Raw genomic sequence first — 23,514 nt, 5'->3', positions numbered from 1 at the left:
ATGCACACAATCCAACGAGAGGGAGGCGAGTGACGTGACCTGGCTGGGAGGCTGGCTCAAGGAACTGGTGCTAATCGTGCTGCTGGCTTCTTTTGTCGATATGATCTTACCGAGCCGATCTATGGAAAGGTATGTCAAACTCGTACTCAGCCTGCTTGTATTGCTGACATTGCTGTCTCCGATTGTGCGCTTGCTGAGCAGCAGTCCCTCAGAGATTTTGGGGCGAGCATTGGATCTGCAACGCCAGGCAGAGACAGGTAACAGGGAACCGACATTGGAGGAGATCTTAGCCAAAGGCAACAAGCTAAAGCAACAGCAGGAACAAAGCTCCATGCAATGGGCAGGCAAAGAGGTAGCTAAGGAAATGAAAGGACAATTGGAGCAGTACACCGGGTTAGCAATTCAGTCGGTCCAGGTGACCCTTGCGCAGATTCAGCAGAAAGAATCGGGGCTAGAGGCAGGAACGGGTGTTCAGTCAGTAGTGGTCAAACTGGCGGAGCAGAAGGCAGAAAAAGAAGAAAACACAAGCGTCCTGCCGGGTACAGATGTCAAGCCGATTATGGTGGAGCCTGTAGCTGAAAAGACAGTGAATATTCGTGTGGAGCCGACACCGTCAAAAACCTCTAATCATAATGAAGAAACGCGAGAAGATGCTCGTAGTTCTGACGAAACCACAGAGGATGGCAAACCTGCGGATCAGAAAGCTTTTGGCTTAATCACAGGAATTCTACGTGAAAAATGGGGGATCGACAGCACACATGTTCAGGTGATTAATTCGCAGGATGGAACACATGAATGGTAACAGGAGGTGAACCGAAATGGACAAATGGAGGAAAAAGCTGGAGCAATGGATGGGTGGAGGGGGGGACGGAGCGAAAAGGTTCAATTCATTTCGTTGGCTACTTATTCTTGGCCTTATCGGTGTAGCGATTATGCTCTTTAATTCATTCGTTAATGTGAAAAAAGTCGACCCGGAAAACGTAGGGAGAGAACCGCCAGGCGTAATGAAAAATGAGCCTGCGTTAGAAACAACAGTAGGTGAGGACAGTTCCTTTGCCGGAATCGAGAAGGCTTTCGAGGACAATATGAAACAGATGCTGGAGCAGATTGTTGGCGTAGGAACCGTCGATGTGATGGTGACTGTAGATTCTACCGAAGAAGTGATCGTGCAACGGAATGTGAAGGACATGCAGGAAGAAAATAACGAGTCGGACGCCAATGGTGGACAAAGGCACACTACTCAATATACACGCGATGGTGAGATTGTCACCTATGAATCATCGGGCGGTCAGCACACCCCGATTGTTACCAAAAAAGTAAAACCACAGGTAAGGGGAGTGCTTGTTGTGGCTATGGGGGCAGAAAACCCTACGGTGAAGCAGCTCATTGTGGATGCAGTGCAGAAGGGACTAAACGTACCTTCATACAAAATATCAGTCGTTCCGCGTAAGCAGGGATAATATGGAATTGGGGAACAAAGAAGTTAATATTGCAAACTACTTATGAATATGGAGGACAGAACATGAATAATAAAAGACAAACCGTTTGGCTGGTGTCCATGCTGAGTTTAATGGTGGTACTGTCTGCATATTATTTGTTTACGGAGGACTCAAGCCCGGCAAATCCGCCTGTGGCAAACAGCGAGCAGGTGAGTAAGGTTAAACAGGATGCTGCCCAGGAAGCAACGACAAAGGCTGAAGAACAAATGAATGAGCTGAAAGTAAATGAAGTGGTAACAAATGGAGAAGTAACTGACGGAACAGCAGATACTTCCACAAAGGACACAGCTTCTACAACTGATCCAGCAACTGAACCATCCAAAGGTGATAAAGACACAGCGGCCGCCCCTGCTACTGAATCGAATGCATCCGATCAAAACACAACTGCAGCTAAGACAGACACGACAGCTAAAAGTGATGACAAAGCAGCTTCTAGCACTAAAACCGACAAGCAGGTACTTGATCAAGTGGCAAGCGAACAAGCAGCCCAACCAACAGCGGCAGCTGTAATTGACAACTATTTGCTGGAGCGGGATGTGGAAAATCAAAAGAAAAATGACGAGCTGACTACAGCAATGAATGATAGTACACCTCAGAAAGCTGCAGAGGCGCAAAAAGAATTACATGTACTTGAAGACAAACAGGCCAAAATTACCGGCATCGAGGAAGAGCTACAGCAGCAGTTCGCCAATGCGGTAGTCCGCGAGGAAGATGCTGATAAATACAAAGTAGTGGTTCTGAGTGAAAAATTGGATGCTAAGCAAGCGGTAACGATTGTCGATAAAGTCATGAAGGAATTAAACGTTACGCAGGACAAGATCAGTGTCCAGTATGTTACACAATAAGACAAAAAACGCGAAAAAGCCCGGATTTCTGCATAATCCCGGGCTCTTTCTATTTTTAATGATTGTGATATAATACATAAAGCTGTTTCAAAAATGTTATCAGCAACCGGCAAAATGCTGAAGGAGTGATTAATAGAGATGTTTAAATTAAGCGAGATTAAGGAATTGATCAAGCTGGTGGATGAAACGTCTGTGCATGAGCTTGAAATTGAAAATGAAGGAACTCGCCTCATGATCCGTAAACCGGGCAAAAGCGAGATCGTTACGGTACAGGCTCCTGTAACAGCACCTGCTTATACAGTGGCGCCACAAGCTGCAATTCCGAATCCACAAGTACAGTCCGATGTTGGACATGCAACTGCTGGGGAACCGAAGGAATATGCAAGCAATCTACATAAAATCGTATCTCCGATGGTAGGCACTTTCTATAGTTCTTCATCCCCGGATACGGCCCCGTATGTGAGTATCGGCAGTAAAGTAGGCGATAAAACAACGGTATGTATCATTGAAGCGATGAAGTTGATGAACGAGTTGGAAGCTGAAGTGAAGGGCGAAATTGTGGAAATTTTGGCCGAAAACGGACAGTTGGTTGAGTATGGCCAGCCATTGTTCCTTGTGAAACCGGAGTAAGAAGCTTGTTTGTCCCCTTTTTTGAGGGTTCGGCAAGACTGCTCCCAGGGAGGATAAAGTCATGACATTTCAAAAAGTATTAATCGCGAACCGTGGAGAAATTGCAGTTCGTATCATTCGCGCTTGCCGCGAAATGAATATTTCGACAGTTGCCGTATATTCGGAAGCTGACAAGGATTCGTTGCATGTGCGTCTCGCAGATGAGGCTTACTGCATCGGACCGACGTTGTCTAAGGACAGCTACCTTAATTTTACAAACCTGATGAGTGTTGCTACATTGACTGAATGTGATGCCATTCATCCAGGTTACGGTTTTTTGGCGGAAAATGCAGACTTCGCTGAAATTTGCGAATCGTGCAATATTACGTTTATTGGACCTTCTCCTGAAGCAATTAACAAAATGGGAGATAAGGCTGTAGCCAAGCAGACCATGAAGGATGCTGGGGTTCCGGTAATTCCAGGTTCAGATGGACTGGTTGAGGATGTGCAGGATGCAATCAGCATCGCACGTGATATCGGATATCCGGTCATTATCAAGGCCACGGCAGGTGGTGGCGGTAAAGGTATTCGTATCGCCGAAGATGAGGATAACCTAATCCAGCAGATCACGACTGCTCAGCAGGAAGCGCAAAAGGCCTTTGGCAATGCGGGTGTGTACCTGGAAAAATATTTGACAGGTATGAAACACGTGGAAATACAGATCATAGCGGACAAGCATGGTAATGTTGCCTATTTGGGCGAACGGGACTGCTCTGTGCAGCGTCGTCGTCAGAAGTTGTTGGAGGAAGCGCCATGTCCGGTACTATCACAGGATGTTCGTGAAGAGATGGGACAGGCAGCTGTTCGTGCAGCTTTGGCCGTTCAATATTCTGGCGCAGGAACGCTCGAATTTTTGCTTGGCCCGGACAATAAATTCTATTTCATGGAAATGAACACACGTATTCAGGTGGAACATCCAGTAACAGAAATGATTACTGGTGTAGACCTGATTAAAGAAATGATTTCGGTCGCTGAAGGACATCCGCTTTCCTTTACGCAGGAAGAAGTCACGATTAATGGCTGGGCAATAGAATGCCGTATTAACGCTGAGGACCCGGATCGTAATTTTATGCCTGCACCGGGTAAAATCGGATTTTATCTGCCTCCAGGCGGGCCTGGAGTGCGGGTAGACAGCGCTGTTTATCCAGGTTATAGCATTCCTCCTTATTATGACTCTATGATTGCCAAGCTGATTGTATGGGCACCTACACGGCAGGAGGCGATTGCCAAAATGAAGCGGGCTTTAGCTGAGTTTGCTATTGAGGGCATACCCACAACGATTTCTTTTCACCAGCGCTTGCTAGAGCATCCGACCTTTATTGAAGGCGATTTTGATATTAAATTTTTGGAGGAAAACGAAGTTTAATCGGTATATTTCCTCAGTTTGTCATAATGAACGCCAAATGATATAGTATGGATAATAAGTGAGCATGTCTGCTTTGATATCCAAAGCTGGAATGAAACTTATTTTGACCGAAAGGTGTTGAAGGTATGAGCACAGTGCCAACCGAATTCGAACGTACAGAAATTGGGGAGATTCAAATTGCCCCAGAAGTGATTGAAGTCATTGCCGGACTGGCTACCGTTGAGGTACCGGGCGTAGCGGGAATGAGTGGCGGGTTTGCTGGCGGATTTGCCGAACTGCTAGGCCGCAAAAATTTATCTAAAGGTGTAAAGGTGGAAGTCGGACAGCGTGAAGCTGCTGTAGACGTCTCCGTCATTATTGAGTATGGTAACCGTCTGCCTGAGGTGGCTGCTGCTATTCAGCATAATGTTAAGCGTTCCATTGAAAACATGACAGGTCTTAACGTGGTAGAAGTGAACGTGCAAATTCATGATGTTCAATTCAAAAATGCTGAAAAAGTAGAAGAGCCGGAAGTGCTGGGCGCCGGACGGGTTAAATAGAGCGATACTTTGTACAAACCCCCGACCCTTATGGGTCGAGGGTTTACTCTAATTTAAGGAGGCTGTGCGTTTCGTGGCTAAAGTTATGGACAGACTTCTGCTGTTTTTGTACAGCTTAAGTATCGGAATTATCTCCATTCTCGCCATCCTCCTCCTGAGTGGGGCCATTCCGTATGTTTTAAGTATTGAGGATGAGCGAGTGGTGTGGTTTACCAGCTTGATTATTGCAGGTGTTCTGTTGTTATTGAGTCTTCGGGTTTTTTATATCTCTATTCGACGGAACCAAACCGTACAGCATTCTATTGATCAGCGAACCGAATACGGTGATATTCAGATTTCGGTGGATACCATCGAAAACCTGTGCCTCAAAGCGGCTTCCCGATTTCGCGGGATGCAGGATCTGAAAGCACGCGTTCGTGTGTTGGAATCGGGACTTGATATTACGATTCGGGCGATTGTTGACGGGGAAAGCTCCATTCCGGTGTTAACCTCCGAGGTACAAAAGGGGGTACACGACCATGTGGAAGAGATTACAGGAATTCCAGTATCCAATGTGTCGGTGTACATCGCCAATGTTTCTCAGTCACCAAGCTTTAAGAGTCGTGTGGAATAGAGGTGATTTTCCCTGATGCCCTGGAAAGAAATATGGGGAAGTTACAAGGGCCGGATCATGGGGATCACGGCCGGTATTTTTTTCGGTTTTATTTATTTGTGGGCAGGCTTTTGGAATATGTTGTTCTTTGCATTGATGGTGTTCATCGGATATACGCTAGGAAGACGTAGCGATTCAGCGCTTGGTTCATTCCTCCCTTGGAAAGAATGGAGCGAGTGGTTGTCGCAACGTTGGCGTCCTTTTAAATGAACCCTGTGATACGTGTTCTCCAAAATACAGCTGTAGCTATTTGCGCCCAACGGTTTTGGAGGATGCGTTCACAGGTTTTTTTGTGGAAATTGGTTAGAATGAAAAATAGATATAGGCAAGCGTAGGAGGCAGGGCATGAAAAGACGTCTGGCGAGGGAATTAGCGGTACAGAGTATGTACCATATGGAAATGAATGAAGTGGAAGCAGCGGCAGCTGTGGACATGCTGCTTCAGGAAGCGGCTGAGGAAAATGAAGCCGAAGTCGTAATTAAAAACGCGGCAGTGTTAAGAGCATACGTTTTGGAACATGTGCATGGCACATGGGAACACAAAGAAGCCATTGACGGGTTGTTGGCGGATTACCTGAAAGGCTGGCAGATTAGCCGACTTTCACGTGTGGATCGTCAAATTTTGAGGCTTGCGGTATATGAAATGATTTTCCGCGAGGATGTTCCAGCCAAGGTAGCAGTCAATGAAGCCATTGAGTTGTCGAAACACTTTGGCACCGAGGAATCGGGTAAATTTGTTAATGGTGTGCTGGGACGAGTTATACAAGAGCTGGAGCAATTGAAAGCACGTTTCTAATTAGAGACTACTGAATCAGGTTGGGGAGTGGTTAAACATGTCAACACCGATCATTGATGGTAAACAAATCTCTCAGGATATTCGGGCAAGCATTCAGCAAGAGGTCATTCGATTGAAAGAACACGACTTTCAACCCGGACTGGCTGTTGTACTGGTAGGCGAAGATCCTGCTTCTCAAGTGTATGTTAAAAATAAGGAAAAGGCGTGTCATGATCTCGGCTACTACTCAGAGGTTCATCGATTGGCGGCAGATACTTCGCAGGAAGCATTACTCAAGCTGGTGGATAAGCTGAATCATCAAAGTAATATCCATGGGATACTGGTGCAACTGCCGTTGCCAAAGCATATTCAGGAAAAAGCTGTTATTGATGCGATTGCAGTGGAAAAAGATGTTGACGGATTTCATCCGGTAAACGTAGGGAACCTGGTCATCGGCGATGATAGTCTATTGCCTTGTACTCCCGCTGGAGTCATTGAGTTAATCAAGCGCGCTGGAGTGGAAATAGCTGGTAAACATGCAGTGGTTATTGGTCGTAGTAATATCGTGGGCAAGCCGGTCTCTTTATTGCTGCAGCGTGAAAATGCTACGGTTACGATGTGTCACTCTCGTACAGCGAATATTGCCGAGCTCAGTAAACAAGCGGATATTTTGGTCGTTGCCATCGGTAAAGCCAATTTTATTGATGCTTCGTATGTAAAGCCGGGTGCAGTAGTTATCGATGTGGGAATGAACCGTCTGGAGAACGGAAAGTTGGCGGGTGACGTTGATTTTGAGAGCGTAAAGCAAGTGTCTGGTCCGATTACGCCTGTTCCCGGCGGAGTAGGCCCAATGACGATTACAATGCTGATGCAAAATACGCTCGTAGCGGCCAAGCGGTCGCACGGTTTGGCATAAAGGCAGCTGCCGGTGGCTGAACAACAACGTATTTATTCTATAAAGGACCTGAATCGCTATATCCGGATGAAACTGGAATCCGATCAGGTGCTGTCTGATGTATGGATACGCGGGGAAATATCTAACTTTACGCATCATTCGAGTGGTCACATGTACTTTACGCTCAAGGATGAGGGGAGCCGGATACGTTCGATTATGTTTGCGACCCATAATAGACGGCTCCCTTTCGTACCGAAAGAAGGTACGCGTGTTATCGCCCGGGGAAACGTATCTGTGTATGAACGGGATGGACAATATCAATTTTATGCGACTCAAATGCAGCCTGACGGTATAGGCAGCCTTTATCTGGCTTATGAACAACTCAAACAAAAGCTTGATGCAGAAGGGCTGTTTGATACCACTCGCAAACGGAATCTACCTGCCCACCCGGCAACCATTGGCGTAATTACGTCACCGACCGGAGCGGCTGTGCGTGATATTATCACCACACTTCAACGGCGATACCCGCAGGCTGGAATCGTGTTATATCCAGTTCTTGTGCAAGGAAAAGGTGCTGCCCCCTCGATCGTTAAGGCGATTGAAGCCATGAATCGTATGCAGGAGGTTCAGGTGATGATTGTCGGACGGGGCGGTGGCTCCTTAGAGGAGTTGTGGGCGTTTAATGAGGAAGTGGTTGCGCGTGCCATTTACGCATCGGTCATTCCTGTGATTTCGGCAGTTGGACACGAAACGGATTTTACCATAGCCGATTTTGTGGCTGACTTGCGCGCAGCGACGCCGACCGCAGCAGCTGAGCTGGCTGTGCCTCACCAGGGAGAGCTTCGGGATCAGCTGCTTCAGCGGGAGCAGCGGTTACGCAATGCCCTTAGGCAGCGGCTGGAAGCCAGTCGTGAACGCTTGATGAGGCTTCGGCGTTCGCCAGTGCTGTTGCATCCGCGCCGCTACATGCTCCAGCATGCAGAGCGGATGGACATGCTGCATCAGCGTCTGCTCCGCGCAGCGGCTAACCGTTCACATTTAAACGCAGAGAAAAACGCGCGTATGCGTCAGGTACTAGAGCGTTTTAATCCGCGTGAACAAATTCGTTCGGCGCGCAAGCAGACGGATATGGCACAACGTCAGCTGGAGTCTGCGATGCGTGCGATCACAAAAACGGGACGACAGCAGCTGCATACCGGGATCCGTCAGCTGGACGCGCTGAGTCCGCTCAAAGTCATGGCCCGAGGCTACAGCTTGGTATACGATGAGCAGGAGAAACGGCTAATCAAGTCGCTCAAAGATGTACAACCGGGAGATTCCATCAAGATAAAAGTGAGTGACGGGCAGTTAGACTGTCAAGTATGGGGAATGAAGGAGGACGCGAAGCACGGTGGCGAATGAAGCGGAATTGAATTTTGAAGCGGCCATGGCTGCTCTTGAAGAAATTGTCGGACAACTGGAGCATGGAGACGTTCCTCTGGAGCAAGCCATTGATTTGTTCCAGCGGGGGATGAAGCTGTCTCAGCTTTGCAGTCAGAAGCTGGAACAGGTCGAACGAAAAATTGAAATGATCGTGGAAGAGGATGGAGATTTGCGCAAGAAGCCTTTCGGCGGCGGATTGGATGAAAACGGCGGTGAAGGGCTTGAATAGACTGTCGTTCAAGGAATATTTGACTGTGACGGCGGATGCAGTTTCGTCTGCATTGACCGAGCAGTTTCCGGCGCATTGGGACATTCCAGATGTTCTTCGAGAATCTATGAACTATTCACTGACCGCAGGCGGAAAACGGCTGCGGCCTCTGCTTGTGATCGCCGCTGCGGAAGCATTTGGTGGAAGCAGGGAAGCAGCGTTGCCAGTAGCATGTGCGGTAGAAATGGTACATACGTATTCCCTCATTCACGACGACTTGCCGGCGATGGATGATGATGATTATCGGCGAGGAAAGCTGACGAATCATAAGGTATACGGCGAGGCAGTTGCTGTTCTTGCGGGCGATGCTTTGCTGACCCATGCGTTTTATAGCATCGTGCAGGCGGGGCGTCGTCACGGGGTTTCTTCCGATGCGCTATTGTCCATAGTAGAGGATTTATCGGAAATGAGCGGTGCCAGAGGCATGGTAGGTGGACAGGTCGCAGATATGTCAGGCGAGCAGGGAATGACAGGGATCGAGGAACTGGAATATATCCACCTTCACAAAACGGCTGATTTGATCATTTTCTCACTCTTGGCAGGTGGACGGATTGGTGGGGCAGACAAAAGTCAACTAGAGGCGCTTCGCCGTTTTGGACGAGATCTGGGCCTGGCCTTTCAAATTCAGGACGATATATTGGATCTCGTAGGCGATGAAAGCAAAATGGGGAAAAAAACACAGAGTGATGTTGAACAGGAGAAGGTTACCTATCCGTATTTCATCGGTATGGACGCATCTCTACAACAAGTGGAGGAACTCACAGCGTCTGCCAAAAAAGTGATTGCAGAAGGTGGTATTCCCGATTCTTCACGCTTGCTGGAGATAGCGGATTACCTGATGAAGCGTGATCATTAGTAGCGTTAGAACTGGTTTGACTTGTCTGCGTTTAAGCACAGTCCAAAAGTGTGATATAATACTTGTTAACTTTACACACAAACTTGAAGGAAAGCGGGGAGATATGCGTGCTGCTTCCACACATAAAGCAACCAGGCGATCTGAAATCACTGTCGGTTGAGGAGTTGGCTTCTCTAGCCGAGGAAATCAGGAGCTTTTTGATTGAGAAGCTGTCCGTGACTGGGGGGCATCTGGCATCGAATCTGGGAGTGGTTGAGCTCACGATCGCCCTGCATTATTGCTATAACAGTCCAAAGGACAAGATGATTTATGACGTTGGGCACCAAGCCTACGTGCACAAAATATTGACAGGGCGAATGGATCGTTTTGATACACTTCGTCAGCGTGATGGACTTTGTGGTTTTGTAAAAAGAAGTGAGAGCGAGCATGATGTTTGGGAAGCTGGACATAGCAGCACTTCCCTTTCGGCTGCAATGGGGATGGCCCTGGCACGTGATTTGAAGGGCGAGGACAATAAAGTTATTGCAATGATCGGGGACGGTGCGTTGACTGGGGGCATGGCCTTCGAAGCATTAAACCATATTGGTCATGAACGTAAAAATTTAATGGTCATTCTGAATGATAATGAAATGTCCATTGCCCCGAATGTAGGGGCCATGCATAATTATTTGAGCAAAATTCGCTCGGACCGTCACTATTTGCGGGCAAAGGATGAGCTGGAAGTTTTGCTGAAAAAAATACCCGCGATAGGCGGTAAACTTGCGAAATCGGCTGGCCGTGTCAAGGACAGTCTTAAATATATGATGGTGCCAGGTGTGCTGTTTGAGGAGTTGGGACTTACGTATCTTGGCCCGGTGGACGGACATGATTTGTCCAAGCTAATTGAGACTTTTCAGCAGGCTGATAACGTTACTGGCCCTGTATTAGTGCATGTCGTAACCACCAAGGGTAAAGGCTATAAGCCTGCGGAAGCTGATTCGCACAAATGGCACGGCATCAGTCCATACAAAATTGAATCAGGTCAGGTACTCAAAGCTGTAGGCAATCCGATGTATACGGAGATTTTCGGTAGAACGCTGATTGAGCTTGCTGAGCAGGATGAGCGTATCATTGCGGTCACCCCTGCAATGCCTGGTGGATCAGGACTAGTACCTTTTAGTAAAGAGTTTCCTACACGTATGATCGACGTCGGCATTGCTGAGCAGCATGCTGCAACCATGTGTGCAGCGTTAGCAATGGAAGGGATGAAGCCGGTATTTGCGGTGTATTCCACTTTTATGCAGCGTGCATATGACCAAATTGTGCACGATATTTGTCGTCATAATGCCAATGTGATGTTCGCGATTGATCGTGCTGGTTTTGTTGGTGCTGACGGTGAAACTCATCATGGCGTGTTTGATGTAGCATTCTTGCGTCATATCCCGAATCTTGTGCTTATGATGCCAAAGGATGAAAATGAGCTGCGCCATATGATGAAAACAGCACTTGACTACGAAGACGGTCCAATTGCTTATCGTTACCCACGTGTTAATGTGGTTGGTGTGCCGTTGGATAAAGAATTGCGGGCTATTCCCATCGGCAGTTGGGAGCTTCTGCGTAAAGGTGAAGGCTTTGCTGTAATCGCTTCAGGACCGATGCTTCAAGTGGCGACAGAGGCTGCGGAGGCAATGAAACGTGAGGGGATGCAAGTGGGGGTTGTGAATGCTCGCTTCCTTAAGCCTTTGGATGATGAGATGTTGCGTGAGCTGGCCCGCCAGCATACGAAGCTGATCGTATTGGAAGAAGCTTCTGAAGCAGGAAGTTTGGGTAGCGCTGTACTGGAATTTTACGCTAAAGAAGAAATACAAGATGCACAGGTGCGCTTAATGGGGATTCCCGATTTGTTTGTGGAGCACGGCTCCATCAAAGAGCAGCGCGCTGAAGTGGGACTTACCGTTGAGGCTGTGTGCTTAAAGCTGCGTAAGTGGTCCGCTGAGCCAGCATATGGCATGGGGCAATCTGTATAGGATAACTTAAAGTAAACAACATGATATTATAAAAAGTATGACAAGAGCAGCCTGGCTGCCTAAAGGGAGATTAACATGTCTGTTCCGAAGGAACGCATTGATGTATTGCTTGTAGAACAAGGTTTTTTTGAAAGTCGTGAAAAAGCTAAAGCCGCGATCATGGCAGGTCTAGTGTTGGCGGACAGCGAACGGATCGAGAAAGCAGGAATGAAGGTACCACGTTCCAGCGAGCTTAAAGTTAAAGGTTCGGTGCATCCGTATGTAAGCCGTGGAGGGTTGAAGCTCGAAAAAGCCATCCGTCAATTCGAGCTGAACATGAAGGGCAGGACGATGCTGGATATCGGTTCATCAACTGGAGGCTTTACGGATTGTGCGCTTCAGCATGGAGCTGAGTACGTGTATGCCATTGATGTGGGGTATAATCAGCTGGATTGGTCACTTCGTAATGATGAACGTGTATGCGTTATGGAGAAAACGAATTTCAGATATATGACACCTGCGGATTTGAGCGGCCCTGTGCCTAATTTCGCAAGTATTGATGTTTCATTTATTTCGTTACGAATTATTTTGCCGCCGTTGCTTGCATTATTGCATCAACCTGCTGATATTGTAGCTCTAATCAAGCCTCAATTCGAAGCTGGTCGCGAAAAGGTTGGGAAATCTGGCGTGGTTCGAGATCCTGCTACGCATAAAGAAGTGCTGCAGACCATCTTGATGTTTGCACATGAGCTTGGACTAACGTTGCAAGGCTTGGCCTATTCCCCTATTACAGGTGGCGAAGGAAATATTGAATTTTTAGCGCATTGGCGTTTGGATGGGCTCCCAGCCGCAGAATCGCAGTTGGAGAAGATGGATTACAGTCCACTGATTGAACAAACTGTTCAGGAAGCAGGTCAGACTTTTAATAATGGCCCATCGCGTAAGTGACATTCAGGGGTTCTCCATGAGTTCTGTGAACTTAAGAGAACCTCTTTTTGGTGTGAGGGATTGCTTGTAGAACTCACGTTCGCCTATAATGGATGTACAGATGAAAAGGAATTTTACGTCATGTCCTAGAATATGTCCATGAGGTGATCGGTTCATGGACACGCGATACGATACGGTTATCATTACTGTGATCGGGGTGATATTAGGGATATGGGCTTTATATAGCCTGCGTGCCTGGTTAAAGGAGCCGGGACCGCTTGTGCTAAAAACGATACCGATTAACGAGGATTTGAACGAAGGACCTGCTGTGGACCAACTAGAGGAAGCAGGATATGAAGTGGTGGGCGGGAAAATGAAAATACCGCTTGCTTTTGAAGTAAATGGACATACCGTGTATAGCCGTTTGTTTATTGACTACGTAGCTGTACGTAACGGTTCGACATATATGGTCAAAACGTCACGCCGCAAGAAACCTATGGAGTGGAACGGTCCTGATTTAAGGGACAGGCTTATGCCATATTTGCTGCTCTATCCGGGCTGTGCGGGGGTATTGTACGTTGATACGGACGAGAAAAGTATTCGCCTTATTACATTAGTGGAAGACCTCGAAGAAGAGGAATATGAAGGTTAATCCATAGGAGGATTATATGAAGGGTCAACGACATATTAAAATCAGGGAAATTATTTCACAACATGAGATTGAAACGCAGGATGATCTAGTTGAAGCATTGCGTGAGGCTGGTTTCCAGGTCACACAGGCAACTGTATCCCGGGATATCAAAGAACTGCTGCTCATAAAGGTTCCAATGGACGACGGCAGATATAAATATTCGATGCCTTCAGACCAGCGTTACAATCCGACGCAGAAACTGAAACGTACATTGGTTGACAACTTTTTGCATATTGACTACACAACCAATCTGATTGTGATGAAATGCCTGCCAGGAACAGCTAACTCGATTGCTGCTTTGTTAGACAATATTGAATGGTCTGAGGTCATGGGTACGATTAGCGGGGATGACACCATTTTGATTATATGCCGATCGGAAGAAAACAGTGAAACTATCGTGAATCGTCTTATGGGCTACATTTCCTAATTATAAAGGCTACGCATATTAGGCGTTTTAATTTGTACATCATAGAGGTGAAAGAACGATGCTGGTCACTTTGTCTATACGGAATTTGGCAGTCGTAGAGACTGTCGATGTTCATTTTTATAAAGGATTTCATGTATTGAGCGGGGAAACTGGTGCTGGTAAATCCATTATTATCGACGCACTTGGGCTGATTGCGGGTGGCAGGGGCTCTGCTGACCTTGTGCGTTACGGTTGTGATAAAGCAGAAATGGAAGCCTTGTTTGAATTGCCGATCAAACATCCCGTTTGGAATACGTTGGAGGAACAAGGGATTAAGGCCAATCCAGAGGAACATTTGCTAATTCGTCGAGAACTTACGGTTCAAGGGAAAAGTTCATCTCGAATTAACGGTCAGATGGTTAATTTAACGATGCTGCGTGAGGTAGGTGAGCAACTCGTTAATATGCACGGGCAGCATGAGCATCAAAGCTTGCTGCGTGCTGATCGCCATCTGGCGCTGCTGGATACGTTCGGTGATTCAGTCATCGGTCCAGTCAAAGCGCTTTACAGGGAGCGCTACAATGCTTTTGTCAAAGCGGAAAAAGAAGTAAGGGAATTGCAAAGCTCCAGTCAAAAGGCTTATCAGCTATTGGACATGTATCGTTTCCAATTGGAAGAGATCGCTGCGGCAGAGTTAAAATTGGGTGAAGATGAATTATTGGCAGAGGAACGGGTCAAGCTATCCCATAGTGAGAAAATGATGGATGGAATATCAGGAGCATATGAGCTGTTAAGTGGCAGAGGCGGGCTGGATACGATCAATAACGTGTTGTCCAGATTAAATGATGTTCAGAGCTATGATAGTAAAAGTCTTCAGCCCATTGCGGAGCAGATTCAGTCTGCTTTCTATCAGTTGGAGGATGCAGCGTTTCAATTACGTTCTTATCGTGAAGATATTGAATTTAATCCAGGCAAGCTGCATGAGGTGGAGCAACGTTTGAATCAAATTACCGGACTACAGCGAAAATATGGTGATAGTATAGAACAGATTTTGGAATACTATAGCCGTATTGAGCAGGAAACCGATCTGTTGGAAAATAAAGATGAGCGGCTGGAGCAGCTCATTGCAAAGCGGGGTGAGTTGCTTTCGGATTTACTGGAGATTGCTGAAGAGCTTACAGAGGCGCGTGAAATTTGTGCCGAAGAGCTTGCAGAGCAAGTAGAGCAGGAATTAAAAGATCTTCAAATGGAAAGAACGTCACTCAAGGTACGCATTGATCCAATTGAAGATCCACGGGGATATGAATATAAGGGTCTAAAGGTACGACCTACCAAGCAAGGGATAGATAATGCGGAATTTCTGATTTCGCCCAATCCAGGTGAGCCACTTCGCCCACTCGGTAAAATCGCTTCTGGTGGTGAGTTATCACGTATTATGTTGGCAATGAAAAGTATTTTTGCGCGTCATGATCAAATACCGGTGCTCATTTTTGACGAGGTGGATACCGGGGTAAGTGGTCGTGCAGCTCAGTCTATAGCCGAGAAGCTGTATCGTTTGTCTTCCGTTTGTCAGGTGTTTTCCATTACTCATTTGCCGCAGGTGGCGTGTATGGCAGATCATCAGTACCTGATTGAAAAAAATGTGCATGACGGACGAACCATGACTCAAATTGAGGGACTGACGGAAGAAGGTCGTGTCAAAGAATTGGCACGGATGCTGGGCGGCGTAGAAATTACCGAAAAAACATTGCATCACGCACAGGAAATGCTTAATTTGGCGGAAGGAAAGAAAGCCTGAAAAGAGCGGCTGGCGTAATGATTAACAGTTATAAAAGCCTGGGGGCAAGGTTACCTTATAGGTACGCAATTGGCGACCACCTTTACTCGTCAAGCGAAAGAAGCAAAGGGAGCGTGACAGCCATTGAATTTTTTCTCCAGGATCAAATTGCTCGGTCTTTTGCTTGTTTTTCTTATGTGTTCTCTCGGTAACGCTCAGCATGTGCAAGCAGCGCTGCCTCTACAAGCTTCTTTGGATTTGTTCGGCTCTAAAAGCATGAAAACAACCCAGGAAAGCGTGGTTCCCGATTTGAAAGTATACCCAGGGGGCCAGACGATCGGGGTCAAAGTAAAATCTTCAGGAGTGCTTGTCGTTGGTCACCATATCATTCAGGAAAGCAATGATCGTAAGGTTTCACCTGGTGAGACAGCTGGTATTCGCCTAGGGGACCGGATTACACACATGAATGGCAAACCCCTCAATAGTCTTGCCAGGGTAGCGGAAGCCGTGGACGAGGCAGGTAAAAACAAAAAGCCGCTTGACATTACGCTTTGTCGAGGCGAGCAGACGATCTCCACCAAGTTAACCCCAGCATATGATCAAGATGATAAAGCGTGGCGACTCGGGTTATATATTAGAGACTCGGCTGCAGGTGTAGGCACATTAACGTTTTATGCGCCAGATCAGGGGGTTTACGGGGCCTTGGGTCATGTAATTACGGATATGAATACTCAAACGCCTATTGTCGTGGGTAGCGGAGAGATTGTACAATCCAATGTGACGTCAATTGCGAAGAGCCAAAGTGGAGAACCAGGAGAAAAGCGTGCTCATTTTCTCAAAGATCATCGGATATTAGGAAATATTGAACGAAATACAAGCTTCGGTATATTTGGGAAAATGTCAGATGAGCCGCAAAATGGATTGTATTCGACGCCTATTCCGGTGGGACTTGCGAATGAAGTAAAAGAAGGACCAGCAGAAATTTTGACTGTACTGGAAGGTCAACAAATTCAGCGTTTTCAGGCAGAAATTGTACACATCTCTCAGCAGGATAAGCCGGCAACCAAAGGGCTTGTGATTCGGGTTGTAGATCCAAAGCTATTAGATAAGACCGGCGGAATTGTGCAAGGAATGAGTGGGAGTCCGATAATCCAAAATGGTAAGCTGATTGGAGCTGTAACACATGTATTTGTTAATGATCCTAAATCAGGTTACGGATGTTTTATCGAATGGATGTTGCGTGACGCAGGAATCATGCATAATAAACTGAGCTTGAAGTCATCCTCTAATCTTAAGGCGAGCTAGTGGCCTTAAGATTTTTTTGTCGAAAAGGAGAGGAATAACTCAGATTTGCAAGATAAAAATTCAATTATAATTGAATTTATAAAAAAAATAAATAAAAATAATTTTCGACAGAAGGAATTCATAATTCGATGTCGAAATCATATACTCCGACAAGAAATATTTATTTAATGCAAACAGATGTCCCAATGGAATAACACTCACTAAGGAGGAAGTACATTGCAAAAAATTGAGGTATTGTTGGCTGATGACAACCGGGAATTTACGAATTTGCTTGCTGAATATATTTCCGATCAGGAGGATATGGAAGTTACAGGAATCGCCTTCAACGGTGAAGAAGTACTCCAACGCATCGCAGAATCCCGCAACATACCTGATGTACTTATTTTAGATATTATTATGCCTCATCTGGATGGTCTCGGTGTATTGGAGCGTTTGAGAGAAATGAACCTAACTCCACAACCGAAAATCATTATGCTGACTGCATTCGGTCAAGAAAATATTACACAGAGGGCCGTTCAACTCGGGGCATCTTATTATATTTTGAAGCCGTTTGACATGGAAGTGCTTGCTAACCGTATACGCCAATTGGTAGGACCGCAATTAGTCAGCAACAGCCCGGTAACCGTTTCATCCATGCGGTCCAACGTTGTGCCTATGGGTAAGACGAAAAACCTGGATGCCAGCATCACGGCTATCATTCATGAGATTGGCGTACCAGCTCACATCAAGGGCTATCAATATCTACGTGAAGCCATTACCATGGTGTACAATAATATTGAAATTTTGGGAGCCATCACTAAAACTCTATATCCGGCAATTGCCGAAAAGTTCAAAACGACGGCATCCCGTGTAGAACGCGCCATTCGTCATGCTATTGAGGTAGCATGGACCCGTGGAAATATCGACAGCATCTCTCACCTGTTCGGTTACACTATTAATATCAGCAAGTCAAAACCAACCAATTCAGAATTTATAGCGATGGTGGCAGATAAGCTGCGGATCGAGAATAAGGTGTCCTGAAAGGATCAGGATGATTAATGGATTCCGACTTTGACATTTGTCAGCGTTAGAATGAAGGGATGGTTAATAATGTCCCAAACAACCGTCCTTATACGAATAAACTTTTGAATTGTAAAACCAGCAAATACCGCTTGTTTATTGGTTCATCCAGACCGATAAATAAGCGGTATTTTTTTACGAACAATTTTGAATTTTAACCTAACAATCTATTTGCCTCTACCTGTACTGCTGTCTGCTACCCTTAAACAAAGTCTCTAACACTAAGGAGGGCTTTAATTCTAGTGAATATACGCTTTCCATATAGGGAGAAGGGGGCAAAGAAGTTTAGCGACTAATATCATTCTTGATTGGTATGTCTGATTAGAAATATAATAAAAGCAAACTTTCAAATGAGGTGAATCGGATGTCTTTCCGTATTGTTCGAAGTATTTAGTTTCCGGGCTGGAAAAAACGCGTACCAGCTGTTAAGGGGTAAGTCTACCCTGTTGACTACAAAACTAAAATTTCGAATAATTTCGGTTTGCCATTCTGTAGTTGATTATCTTATTTGAAGGTGGATAAAAATGAAATCAATTGAATATAAAGAGTTTTATGATAAGGTTGGAAAAACCAACGGATGGAATTTCAGTAATGTGAAATGTAGCTCTGAAGGAGTAAAATGGGACTTCTACAATGAAGTATCAAAGACGTGCGAGAAGTCGGACATATTGCTTGATATCGGCACGGGTGGTGGGGAAGCTATTTTAGCAATAGCGAATTCTGCATTACTTTTAGTCGGGATTGACCAATCTACTGGAATGATTGAAACGGCAACAAAGAATTCTACTGAAGCAGACATAGCGAATGTTCGTTTTCTTCAGATGGATGCTGAAAATCTGAATTTCCCCAAGGAATTCTTTAATGTAGTCTCTTCTCGACATTCGTGTTTCTGTGCAAAAGAAATAGTTAAGGTGTTAGTTAAGGGTGGTATATTTTTAACACAACAAGTAAGCGAAAATGACAAATTAAACATTAAAGAAGCGTTTGGAAGAGGGCAGGCATTGGGTACTAAGAAGGATTCATTGAAAACTCAATGTATTACAGAACTAAATGAAGCAGGCTTTAACGACATTCAGTCATTCGAATTTAGTGCAACTGAATATTATCAGACTCCTGCAGACTTAGTTTTTCTTTTGAAACACACTCCTATTATTCCTGACTTTGGACAAAAACAAAATGATTTTGAAATACTCCAACAATTCATTCTGGAAAATCAAACTCCAAAAGGAATTAAGACAAATGCAGAGCGATTTATGATTGTGGCTAGGAAGTAAAACATAAAGGGATACCCGCTTTGGGGTATCTCTTTTTTGCTTGCAATGCTTCAAAGGATGAATTAGATGGGTGAAAAATAATACTCTCACGTGGTTTATAAAATAAGCCTCAATCAGTTCTATAACTGTCACCGAGAAAAAATTCCCTTTTGTAAACAGTTCTGAAATTCTCTTTAATTTTGATATAAACAATGTGTCGATTCTTGTCGATATAATATCTATTATATAGAGAACTAAGGAGCGAATATATGAAATTTAACATTCGAACAAAATTGTTATTGGGTTTCCTTGCGGTAATAATCCTGTTGGTTGTGATTAGTGCGGTATCGATCTCAAGAATGAAAAAGTTAGGCGATACTTCAATGGAAATTGATAGCCATTGGATGCCAAGTGTGACCATCCTTGGAACACTAAATGGCGATGTATCTGATGTAGAGCGGCTTTCATTAAATATTATTGTAGAACGTGACCCGGAGGAAATGGAGAAGGTTCAGGTCGAATATGATAAGGTTTTAAAAAAAGTTGAAGAAGGCCGAAAAACTTACGAAAAATTAATTTCTACCCCTAAGGAACGTGAAATGTATGAAAAATTCTCCAAAACGTATACAGAGTATTTGGATAAGTTGCCAGAAGTGATTGCAGCCGGGAGAGCTAATGATTACACTCAGTCAAGCATCCTTCACCAGGAATCCTATAAGTTATGGTATAGTTCAAACGATATGATCGGTCAGCTTATTAAGTTGAATGCAGATGGATCAAAACTGACTACAAAAGAAGCTGTTGATAACTTTATTTCAGGTAGACAATTAGTAATTGTTTTGAGCATTGCAGCTGTTATACTAGCATTGATCATGGCGATCATTATAGCCCAAATTATTTCTAAGCCTATTTTGCGCATCAGTCGTGCTGCTGAAAGCATTGCGTCCGGTGACCTTACTGGGGAAGCTATTGTCGTGAAGGGCAAGGATGAGATTAGCACGCTGACGCATTCCTTTAATACGATGGTTGAAAACCTTCGTCAACTGATTCAGTCTGTAAGTAATACGACTGAGTTGGTTACCACTTCCTCGGAAGAATTAACGGCCAGCGCAGAGCAAAATAGCCAAGCAACTGCACAAATCACCGAAACAGTGCAAGAAGTAGCTACAGGGACGGGCGATCAAGTAGATATGGTGACCAAGTCATCCCAGGCTATTGAGGAAATGTCCATTGGCGTGGAACAAATTGCAATCCGTGCGCAAAATGTTTTTGCATCAGCTCAGGATGCAGCTCACAAATCAGCTGAAGGCAATCAGTTGATCCAGCAGGCTGTTGTCCAAATGAATAGTGTGAATGACTCTATGAATAGCTTGGCTGATCTTATGGCTGGATTGGGAGAGCGTTCAGATGAAATCGGAAAGATTATTGATGTCATCACCAATATTTCAAGTCAGACCAATCTTCTTGCCCTGAACGCTGCCATTGAAGCAGCCCGCGCAGGAGATCACGGTAGCGGATTTGCTGTAGTTGCAGGTGAAGTGCGTAAGCTGGCTGAACAATCGGCTCATTCTGCTCAACAAATTACGGAGCTGGTGGGATTGATACAGAAGGACACTTCGCATGCTATTGAGGCGGTAGCATCCAATGGGCGAGATGTCATGACAGGTCGGGAAGTCGTGCAAAATGCAGGTGCATCCTTTGAGCTTATTCAGGAAACTGTTAATAAAGTGGCCAGTGAAATTGAAGAGGTCTCTGCTGGATCGGAGCAAATGTCTGCAAGTACCGATGAGATTGTTGGCTTTGTTAAACAAATTTCAGCGATTGCTGAAGAGGCTGCAGCCGGGACACAGCACGTATCTGCCGCGACTCAAGAACAACTGGCATCGATGGAGGAAATTGCTTCCTCTGCAAGAAATCTGTCCCAAATGGCAGAAGACCTACAAGGACAAATTGGTAAATTCAAGGTATAATTCGTATACCGTTTCTATATTTCAGGAGAAAAAGCCGCTCTATTATGAGGGGCTTTTTCCCTATTCATTTTTTAATTAATATATTGCGATTTTACCGTGGAGATATGCGGAGTCTGTAATTGGAAAGATATGATATAATGGTGGGAAATTCTTTGAGTTGGAGTGATATCATGGACAATAAGACTGAACTTAAAGCAAGTGACCTGCGTCAGTTTGCGATAGACAAAATCATAGCTGCACCATTTTTGAATGATTTTAAATATCTGAAAAGCAGAAAAGTTTTGAAAAAAGAAAACAAGGAATTTATATTTGAAATTTGTTTCGGCGCGACCAAATATAGTGCATTAAAAATTTACATTACCGTGGAATCCAAAAGTATAAAAAAGAATTATAGTACAGGAGCTTGTTTTCACAGTGAGTTGATCGCTTTAACTAAGAAATATACGGGCAACAGGGATTACCTTGTGTCCACAGAAGCAGAAAGAGAACGAGTGATCCAAGAGATTGTTGAAGATATCTGCACTTTCGCGTTGCCTTTTTTCAAGCGATTTGAACATGTAGAAACACTAGCAGAACAAGTACATAAGTCAGGCTTTTTACCGCATCGCAAACGCTTTGATAAATTTAATCCGTTGACGAAAAGGTTCATTGATTTTTATTATCAAGGGGAGTAATGTAGCCATCCGGGACATTTTTGTTCCCACCTTTGGAAAGTAGATAAGCATTATGATAAGGAGCACAATGTCCATAGAGTGGATATTATCGTTTTTCAAAAGGATGATGTACAATTTGTAAAAAGGGTCAATATACTCCTCGGCATAACATGTTTTCCCTAACATGATCAATGTCTCGTTAAGAGGCGAGTCGGATGTTGCACTGAAGGGTAGATTTTTACATGGGAAGCAATCGAATGAACAACATAGAGGCTATACAGGGATATATATACAAATGAAATGTTATAGGCTAAGTCATCGTATTGAACGGGCTAGTGGTATTATGCAAAAGATTCTAACGCAAAGGCGGGGATGAGAGCATGTGGAATAGTCTGACTTGGGTGATCGTCGGCGTGTTGTTAGTGGCGTTGGGTTGGATTGTTATGGCATGGCGTGGACGTAGCAGCAATAAACAAGTGAATGAACATCGGGGTAATAATGTCATTGAATTTCGTCCTCGTAAGCCTGCCCGACAATCCCGCATCGCAAATGAAATGAAGTCAAAAGTGTCTTCTGGGACACGCACGAATACAAAAGCGACAGATATTCAGGCCCAATCTGGATTTGGACTGTCTGACTCAATCCAGAGCACAAGCAAGCAAAAATGCTCCTTTTGTAAAAAAGAAGAAAAATTAACCTTTTATGCTGATGATAATGGTTCGCTGTATGGAGTATGTAAAGAGTGTAAGCATAAGGCGGAAAGACAGGATATGCTGCCACTTTAGTCTATACAAACTATTGAGGACCATCATTAAAGAAATCTTATAATTCATAAAAACTCCCAACCATATGTAAATAATTTGGTTGGGAGTTTTTTGTTAGTATTTTACTATATTTACTACATTGTTAGCGAATTTGCCTGTCAATCAATTCCTCTAGCGCATCAGCTATATGGTCTGGTCCGTAAGATAGCTCTTCCCTGCTTAAGCTCAACCAGGCATGACGCTCATCCATATCAAAAGCTGTCTCCAGCCAACCGGACAAGCCCCTGCCTCTCCGATCTACTTCTACAAGCACATGTACCCCCTCGGGTTCCAACTGCATAATCAGCTCTAGCTCCTCGATATCCCGTGCATACTCCGAGCTAGGCGTAAACTCAAACTCCTGCACAAATGGAACACCGCGTCCAAGCTTGGGGTGACGTTCGCAGGTGGAGGAACGGAATCGGAAGCCTAACAGGTGAACCGCCTCAAACACCGTACTCATATAAGGATGCGGCTCGATTTTAAGTGAATCACGATCGGTCGGGTCCAAAGCCATGCCAATATCCAATGCTGTTTCCAGCCAGACAGGCTGTTTGGCATGAGTAACAGGGGTTTCCAAAGGCAATCTGAAGGAAAAGGGGATTTCAAGCTCCTGTCCTTGCTTTAGATGAAAGCCATCAGATACCTTGATCCGCGCAATGCAGCAGGTGGTGACGTTTTTTTTATCATCGTGCTCTCCGATATATTCAGTCTTGAGCTCAATATCAATTTTGCCGATTTCCTGGTCAATTTTACCGCCCTTGATACGTATGATGCCGCTAAGTTCTTCTCCAGGCACATATACAGTTTGATCCACTAACGTATCGACTTTGGCTGAACCGATTCCTGCACTTGCTAAGATCTTGTTAAAGAAACTCATCATTCCGTCCCCCCGATAAT

At 45.0% G+C, this 23,514-nt stretch carries 25 protein-coding genes; 24 read left to right on the top strand and 1 reads right to left on the bottom strand.

The window, feature by feature from the left end; translation table 11 throughout:
* The first annotated feature begins 34 nt into the window (after positions 1–34).
* The 24 genes from ACN6NF_RS14800 to ACN6NF_RS14685 all read left to right on the top strand — a co-directional run bounded on the left by ACN6NF_RS14800 (position 35) and on the right by ACN6NF_RS14685 (position 22,596).
* On the top strand, positions 35–802 hold the full coding sequence (locus tag ACN6NF_RS14800; protein ID WP_474318337.1) for a stage III sporulation protein AF: 768 nt from the start codon (positions 35–37) through the stop codon (positions 800–802).
* 16 nt (positions 803–818) lie between these two features.
* Complete coding sequence (gene spoIIIAG, locus ACN6NF_RS14795; protein WP_264215815.1) at positions 819–1,460, top strand: stage III sporulation protein AG; 642 nt, start codon at positions 819–821, stop codon at positions 1,458–1,460.
* A gap of 62 nt (positions 1,461–1,522) precedes the next feature.
* Complete coding sequence (locus ACN6NF_RS14790; protein WP_474318336.1) at positions 1,523–2,344, top strand: SpoIIIAH-like family protein; 822 nt, start codon at positions 1,523–1,525, stop codon at positions 2,342–2,344.
* 138 nt (positions 2,345–2,482) lie between these two features.
* Entirely contained in the window at positions 2,483–2,974 is a 492-nt protein-coding gene (gene accB, locus ACN6NF_RS14785) for an acetyl-CoA carboxylase biotin carboxyl carrier protein (protein ID WP_016822291.1), read from the top strand.
* Positions 2,975–3,035: 61 nt separating this feature from the next.
* Positions 3,036–4,379: an acetyl-CoA carboxylase biotin carboxylase subunit gene (gene accC, locus ACN6NF_RS14780; RefSeq protein WP_474318334.1), complete on the top strand. Its 1,344-nt coding sequence runs from the start codon at positions 3,036–3,038 to the stop codon at positions 4,377–4,379.
* A gap of 125 nt (positions 4,380–4,504) precedes the next feature.
* Positions 4,505–4,918 (top strand): Asp23/Gls24 family envelope stress response protein, encoded by a 414-nt coding sequence (locus ACN6NF_RS14775; protein WP_013310820.1) that lies wholly within the window; start codon positions 4,505–4,507, stop codon positions 4,916–4,918.
* A gap of 73 nt (positions 4,919–4,991) precedes the next feature.
* Positions 4,992–5,531 carry an alkaline shock response membrane anchor protein AmaP gene (gene amaP, locus ACN6NF_RS14770; RefSeq protein ID WP_013371778.1) on the top strand — a complete coding sequence of 180 codons (540 nt, stop codon included), beginning with the start codon at positions 4,992–4,994 and terminating at the stop codon, positions 5,529–5,531.
* Positions 5,532–5,546: 15 nt separating this feature from the next.
* On the top strand, positions 5,547–5,780 hold the full coding sequence (locus ACN6NF_RS14765) for a DUF2273 domain-containing protein (RefSeq protein WP_013371777.1): 234 nt from the start codon (positions 5,547–5,549) through the stop codon (positions 5,778–5,780).
* A gap of 135 nt (positions 5,781–5,915) precedes the next feature.
* Complete coding sequence (gene nusB, locus ACN6NF_RS14760; protein ID WP_474318333.1) at positions 5,916–6,365, top strand: transcription antitermination factor NusB; 450 nt, start codon at positions 5,916–5,918, stop codon at positions 6,363–6,365.
* Between the two features lie 37 nt (positions 6,366–6,402).
* Positions 6,403–7,260: a bifunctional methylenetetrahydrofolate dehydrogenase/methenyltetrahydrofolate cyclohydrolase FolD gene (folD, locus tag ACN6NF_RS14755; RefSeq protein WP_474318332.1), complete on the top strand. Its 858-nt coding sequence runs from the start codon at positions 6,403–6,405 to the stop codon at positions 7,258–7,260.
* A 66-nt stretch (positions 7,261–7,326) separates the two neighbouring features.
* A complete protein-coding gene (gene xseA / locus ACN6NF_RS14750) occupies positions 7,327–8,640 on the top strand; it encodes an exodeoxyribonuclease VII large subunit (protein WP_474319063.1) in 1,314 nt (437 codons plus the stop codon).
* A complete protein-coding gene (xseB, locus tag ACN6NF_RS14745; RefSeq protein ID WP_013371773.1) occupies positions 8,630–8,890 on the top strand; it encodes an exodeoxyribonuclease VII small subunit in 261 nt (86 codons plus the stop codon). Before xseA ends, xseB begins: the two co-directional genes overlap by 11 nt.
* Positions 8,862–9,785, top strand: a complete 924-nt coding sequence (locus tag ACN6NF_RS14740) for a polyprenyl synthetase family protein (protein WP_474318331.1) — start codon at positions 8,862–8,864, stop codon at positions 9,783–9,785. Before xseB ends, ACN6NF_RS14740 begins: the two co-directional genes overlap by 29 nt.
* Positions 9,786–9,892: 107 nt before the next feature.
* Complete coding sequence (gene dxs / locus ACN6NF_RS14735) at positions 9,893–11,791, top strand: 1-deoxy-D-xylulose-5-phosphate synthase (RefSeq protein WP_474318330.1); 1,899 nt, start codon at positions 9,893–9,895, stop codon at positions 11,789–11,791.
* 75 nt (positions 11,792–11,866) lie between these two features.
* The gene (locus tag ACN6NF_RS14730) at positions 11,867–12,718 is read left to right on the top strand and encodes a TlyA family RNA methyltransferase (RefSeq protein WP_474318329.1); all 852 of its coding nucleotides are present in this window, start codon (positions 11,867–11,869) and stop codon (positions 12,716–12,718) included.
* Positions 12,719–12,872: 154 nt separating this feature from the next.
* The gene (locus ACN6NF_RS14725) at positions 12,873–13,349 is read left to right on the top strand and encodes a hypothetical protein (RefSeq protein ID WP_474318328.1); all 477 of its coding nucleotides are present in this window, start codon (positions 12,873–12,875) and stop codon (positions 13,347–13,349) included.
* A gap of 16 nt (positions 13,350–13,365) precedes the next feature.
* Positions 13,366–13,815 (top strand): transcriptional regulator AhrC/ArgR, encoded by a 450-nt coding sequence (ahrC, locus tag ACN6NF_RS14720; RefSeq protein WP_013371768.1) that lies wholly within the window; start codon positions 13,366–13,368, stop codon positions 13,813–13,815.
* 58 nt (positions 13,816–13,873) lie between these two features.
* Positions 13,874–15,592: a DNA repair protein RecN gene (recN, locus tag ACN6NF_RS14715; protein WP_474318327.1), complete on the top strand. Its 1,719-nt coding sequence runs from the start codon at positions 13,874–13,876 to the stop codon at positions 15,590–15,592.
* 123 nt (positions 15,593–15,715) lie between these two features.
* Positions 15,716–16,876 carry a SpoIVB peptidase gene (gene spoIVB, locus ACN6NF_RS14710; RefSeq protein WP_474318326.1) on the top strand — a complete coding sequence of 387 codons (1,161 nt, stop codon included), beginning with the start codon at positions 15,716–15,718 and terminating at the stop codon, positions 16,874–16,876.
* Positions 16,877–17,092: 216 nt separating this feature from the next.
* Complete coding sequence (gene spo0A / locus ACN6NF_RS14705; protein WP_013371763.1) at positions 17,093–17,896, top strand: sporulation transcription factor Spo0A; 804 nt, start codon at positions 17,093–17,095, stop codon at positions 17,894–17,896.
* 563 nt (positions 17,897–18,459) lie between these two features.
* Positions 18,460–19,209 (top strand): class I SAM-dependent methyltransferase, encoded by a 750-nt coding sequence (locus ACN6NF_RS14700; RefSeq protein WP_474318325.1) that lies wholly within the window; start codon positions 18,460–18,462, stop codon positions 19,207–19,209.
* A gap of 248 nt (positions 19,210–19,457) precedes the next feature.
* Positions 19,458–21,158, top strand: coding sequence for a methyl-accepting chemotaxis protein (locus ACN6NF_RS14695; protein ID WP_474318324.1), 1,701 nt, complete (start codon positions 19,458–19,460; stop codon positions 21,156–21,158).
* A gap of 170 nt (positions 21,159–21,328) precedes the next feature.
* Positions 21,329–21,832: a hypothetical protein gene (locus ACN6NF_RS14690; RefSeq protein WP_474318323.1), complete on the top strand. Its 504-nt coding sequence runs from the start codon at positions 21,329–21,331 to the stop codon at positions 21,830–21,832.
* Positions 21,833–22,191: 359 nt separating this feature from the next.
* Positions 22,192–22,596: a hypothetical protein gene (locus ACN6NF_RS14685; RefSeq protein WP_474318322.1), complete on the top strand. Its 405-nt coding sequence runs from the start codon at positions 22,192–22,194 to the stop codon at positions 22,594–22,596.
* Between the two features lie 121 nt (positions 22,597–22,717).
* Here ACN6NF_RS14685 and ACN6NF_RS14680 read toward each other — a convergent pair whose 3' ends face one another.
* A complete protein-coding gene (locus ACN6NF_RS14680; protein ID WP_474318321.1) occupies positions 22,718–23,494 on the bottom strand; it encodes a sporulation protein in 777 nt (258 codons plus the stop codon).
* Positions 23,495–23,514 lie beyond the last annotated feature (20 nt).

Source organism: Paenibacillus sp. TSM33 (assembly GCF_056099025.1).
The sequence above is the reverse complement of the archived record's forward strand: the minus strand, read 5'-3'. Positions and strand labels throughout refer to the sequence as shown.

Excerpts from the sequence above, each read along its gene's own strand:
- spoIIIAG (WP_264215815.1), top strand. The coding sequence starts at position 819 with ATGGACAAATGGAGGAAAAAGCTGGAGCAATGGATGGGTGGAGGGGGG.
- ACN6NF_RS14790 (WP_474318336.1), top strand. The coding sequence starts at position 1,523 with ATGAATAATAAAAGACAAACCGTTTGGCTGGTGTCCATGCTGAGTTTA.
- accB (WP_016822291.1), top strand. The coding sequence starts at position 2,483 with ATGTTTAAATTAAGCGAGATTAAGGAATTGATCAAGCTGGTGGATGAA.
- accC (WP_474318334.1), top strand. The coding sequence starts at position 3,036 with ATGACATTTCAAAAAGTATTAATCGCGAACCGTGGAGAAATTGCAGTT.
- ACN6NF_RS14775 (WP_013310820.1), top strand. The coding sequence starts at position 4,505 with ATGAGCACAGTGCCAACCGAATTCGAACGTACAGAAATTGGGGAGATT.
- ACN6NF_RS14765 (WP_013371777.1), top strand. The coding sequence starts at position 5,547 with ATGCCCTGGAAAGAAATATGGGGAAGTTACAAGGGCCGGATCATGGGG.
- nusB (WP_474318333.1), top strand. The coding sequence starts at position 5,916 with ATGAAAAGACGTCTGGCGAGGGAATTAGCGGTACAGAGTATGTACCAT.
- folD (WP_474318332.1), top strand. The coding sequence starts at position 6,403 with ATGTCAACACCGATCATTGATGGTAAACAAATCTCTCAGGATATTCGG.
- xseA (WP_474319063.1), top strand. The coding sequence starts at position 7,327 with ATGAAACTGGAATCCGATCAGGTGCTGTCTGATGTATGGATACGCGGG.
- ACN6NF_RS14740 (WP_474318331.1), top strand. The coding sequence starts at position 8,862 with ATGAAAACGGCGGTGAAGGGCTTGAATAGACTGTCGTTCAAGGAATAT.
- ACN6NF_RS14730 (WP_474318329.1), top strand. The coding sequence starts at position 11,867 with ATGTCTGTTCCGAAGGAACGCATTGATGTATTGCTTGTAGAACAAGGT.
- ACN6NF_RS14725 (WP_474318328.1), top strand. The coding sequence starts at position 12,873 with ATGGACACGCGATACGATACGGTTATCATTACTGTGATCGGGGTGATA.
- ahrC (WP_013371768.1), top strand. The coding sequence starts at position 13,366 with ATGAAGGGTCAACGACATATTAAAATCAGGGAAATTATTTCACAACAT.
- recN (WP_474318327.1), top strand. The coding sequence starts at position 13,874 with ATGCTGGTCACTTTGTCTATACGGAATTTGGCAGTCGTAGAGACTGTC.
- ACN6NF_RS14700 (WP_474318325.1), top strand. The coding sequence starts at position 18,460 with ATGAAATCAATTGAATATAAAGAGTTTTATGATAAGGTTGGAAAAACC.
- ACN6NF_RS14695 (WP_474318324.1), top strand. The coding sequence starts at position 19,458 with ATGAAATTTAACATTCGAACAAAATTGTTATTGGGTTTCCTTGCGGTA.
- ACN6NF_RS14690 (WP_474318323.1), top strand. The coding sequence starts at position 21,329 with ATGGACAATAAGACTGAACTTAAAGCAAGTGACCTGCGTCAGTTTGCG.
- ACN6NF_RS14685 (WP_474318322.1), top strand. The coding sequence starts at position 22,192 with ATGTGGAATAGTCTGACTTGGGTGATCGTCGGCGTGTTGTTAGTGGCG.
- ACN6NF_RS14680 (WP_474318321.1), bottom strand. The coding sequence starts at position 23,494 with ATGAGTTTCTTTAACAAGATCTTAGCAAGTGCAGGAATCGGTTCAGCC.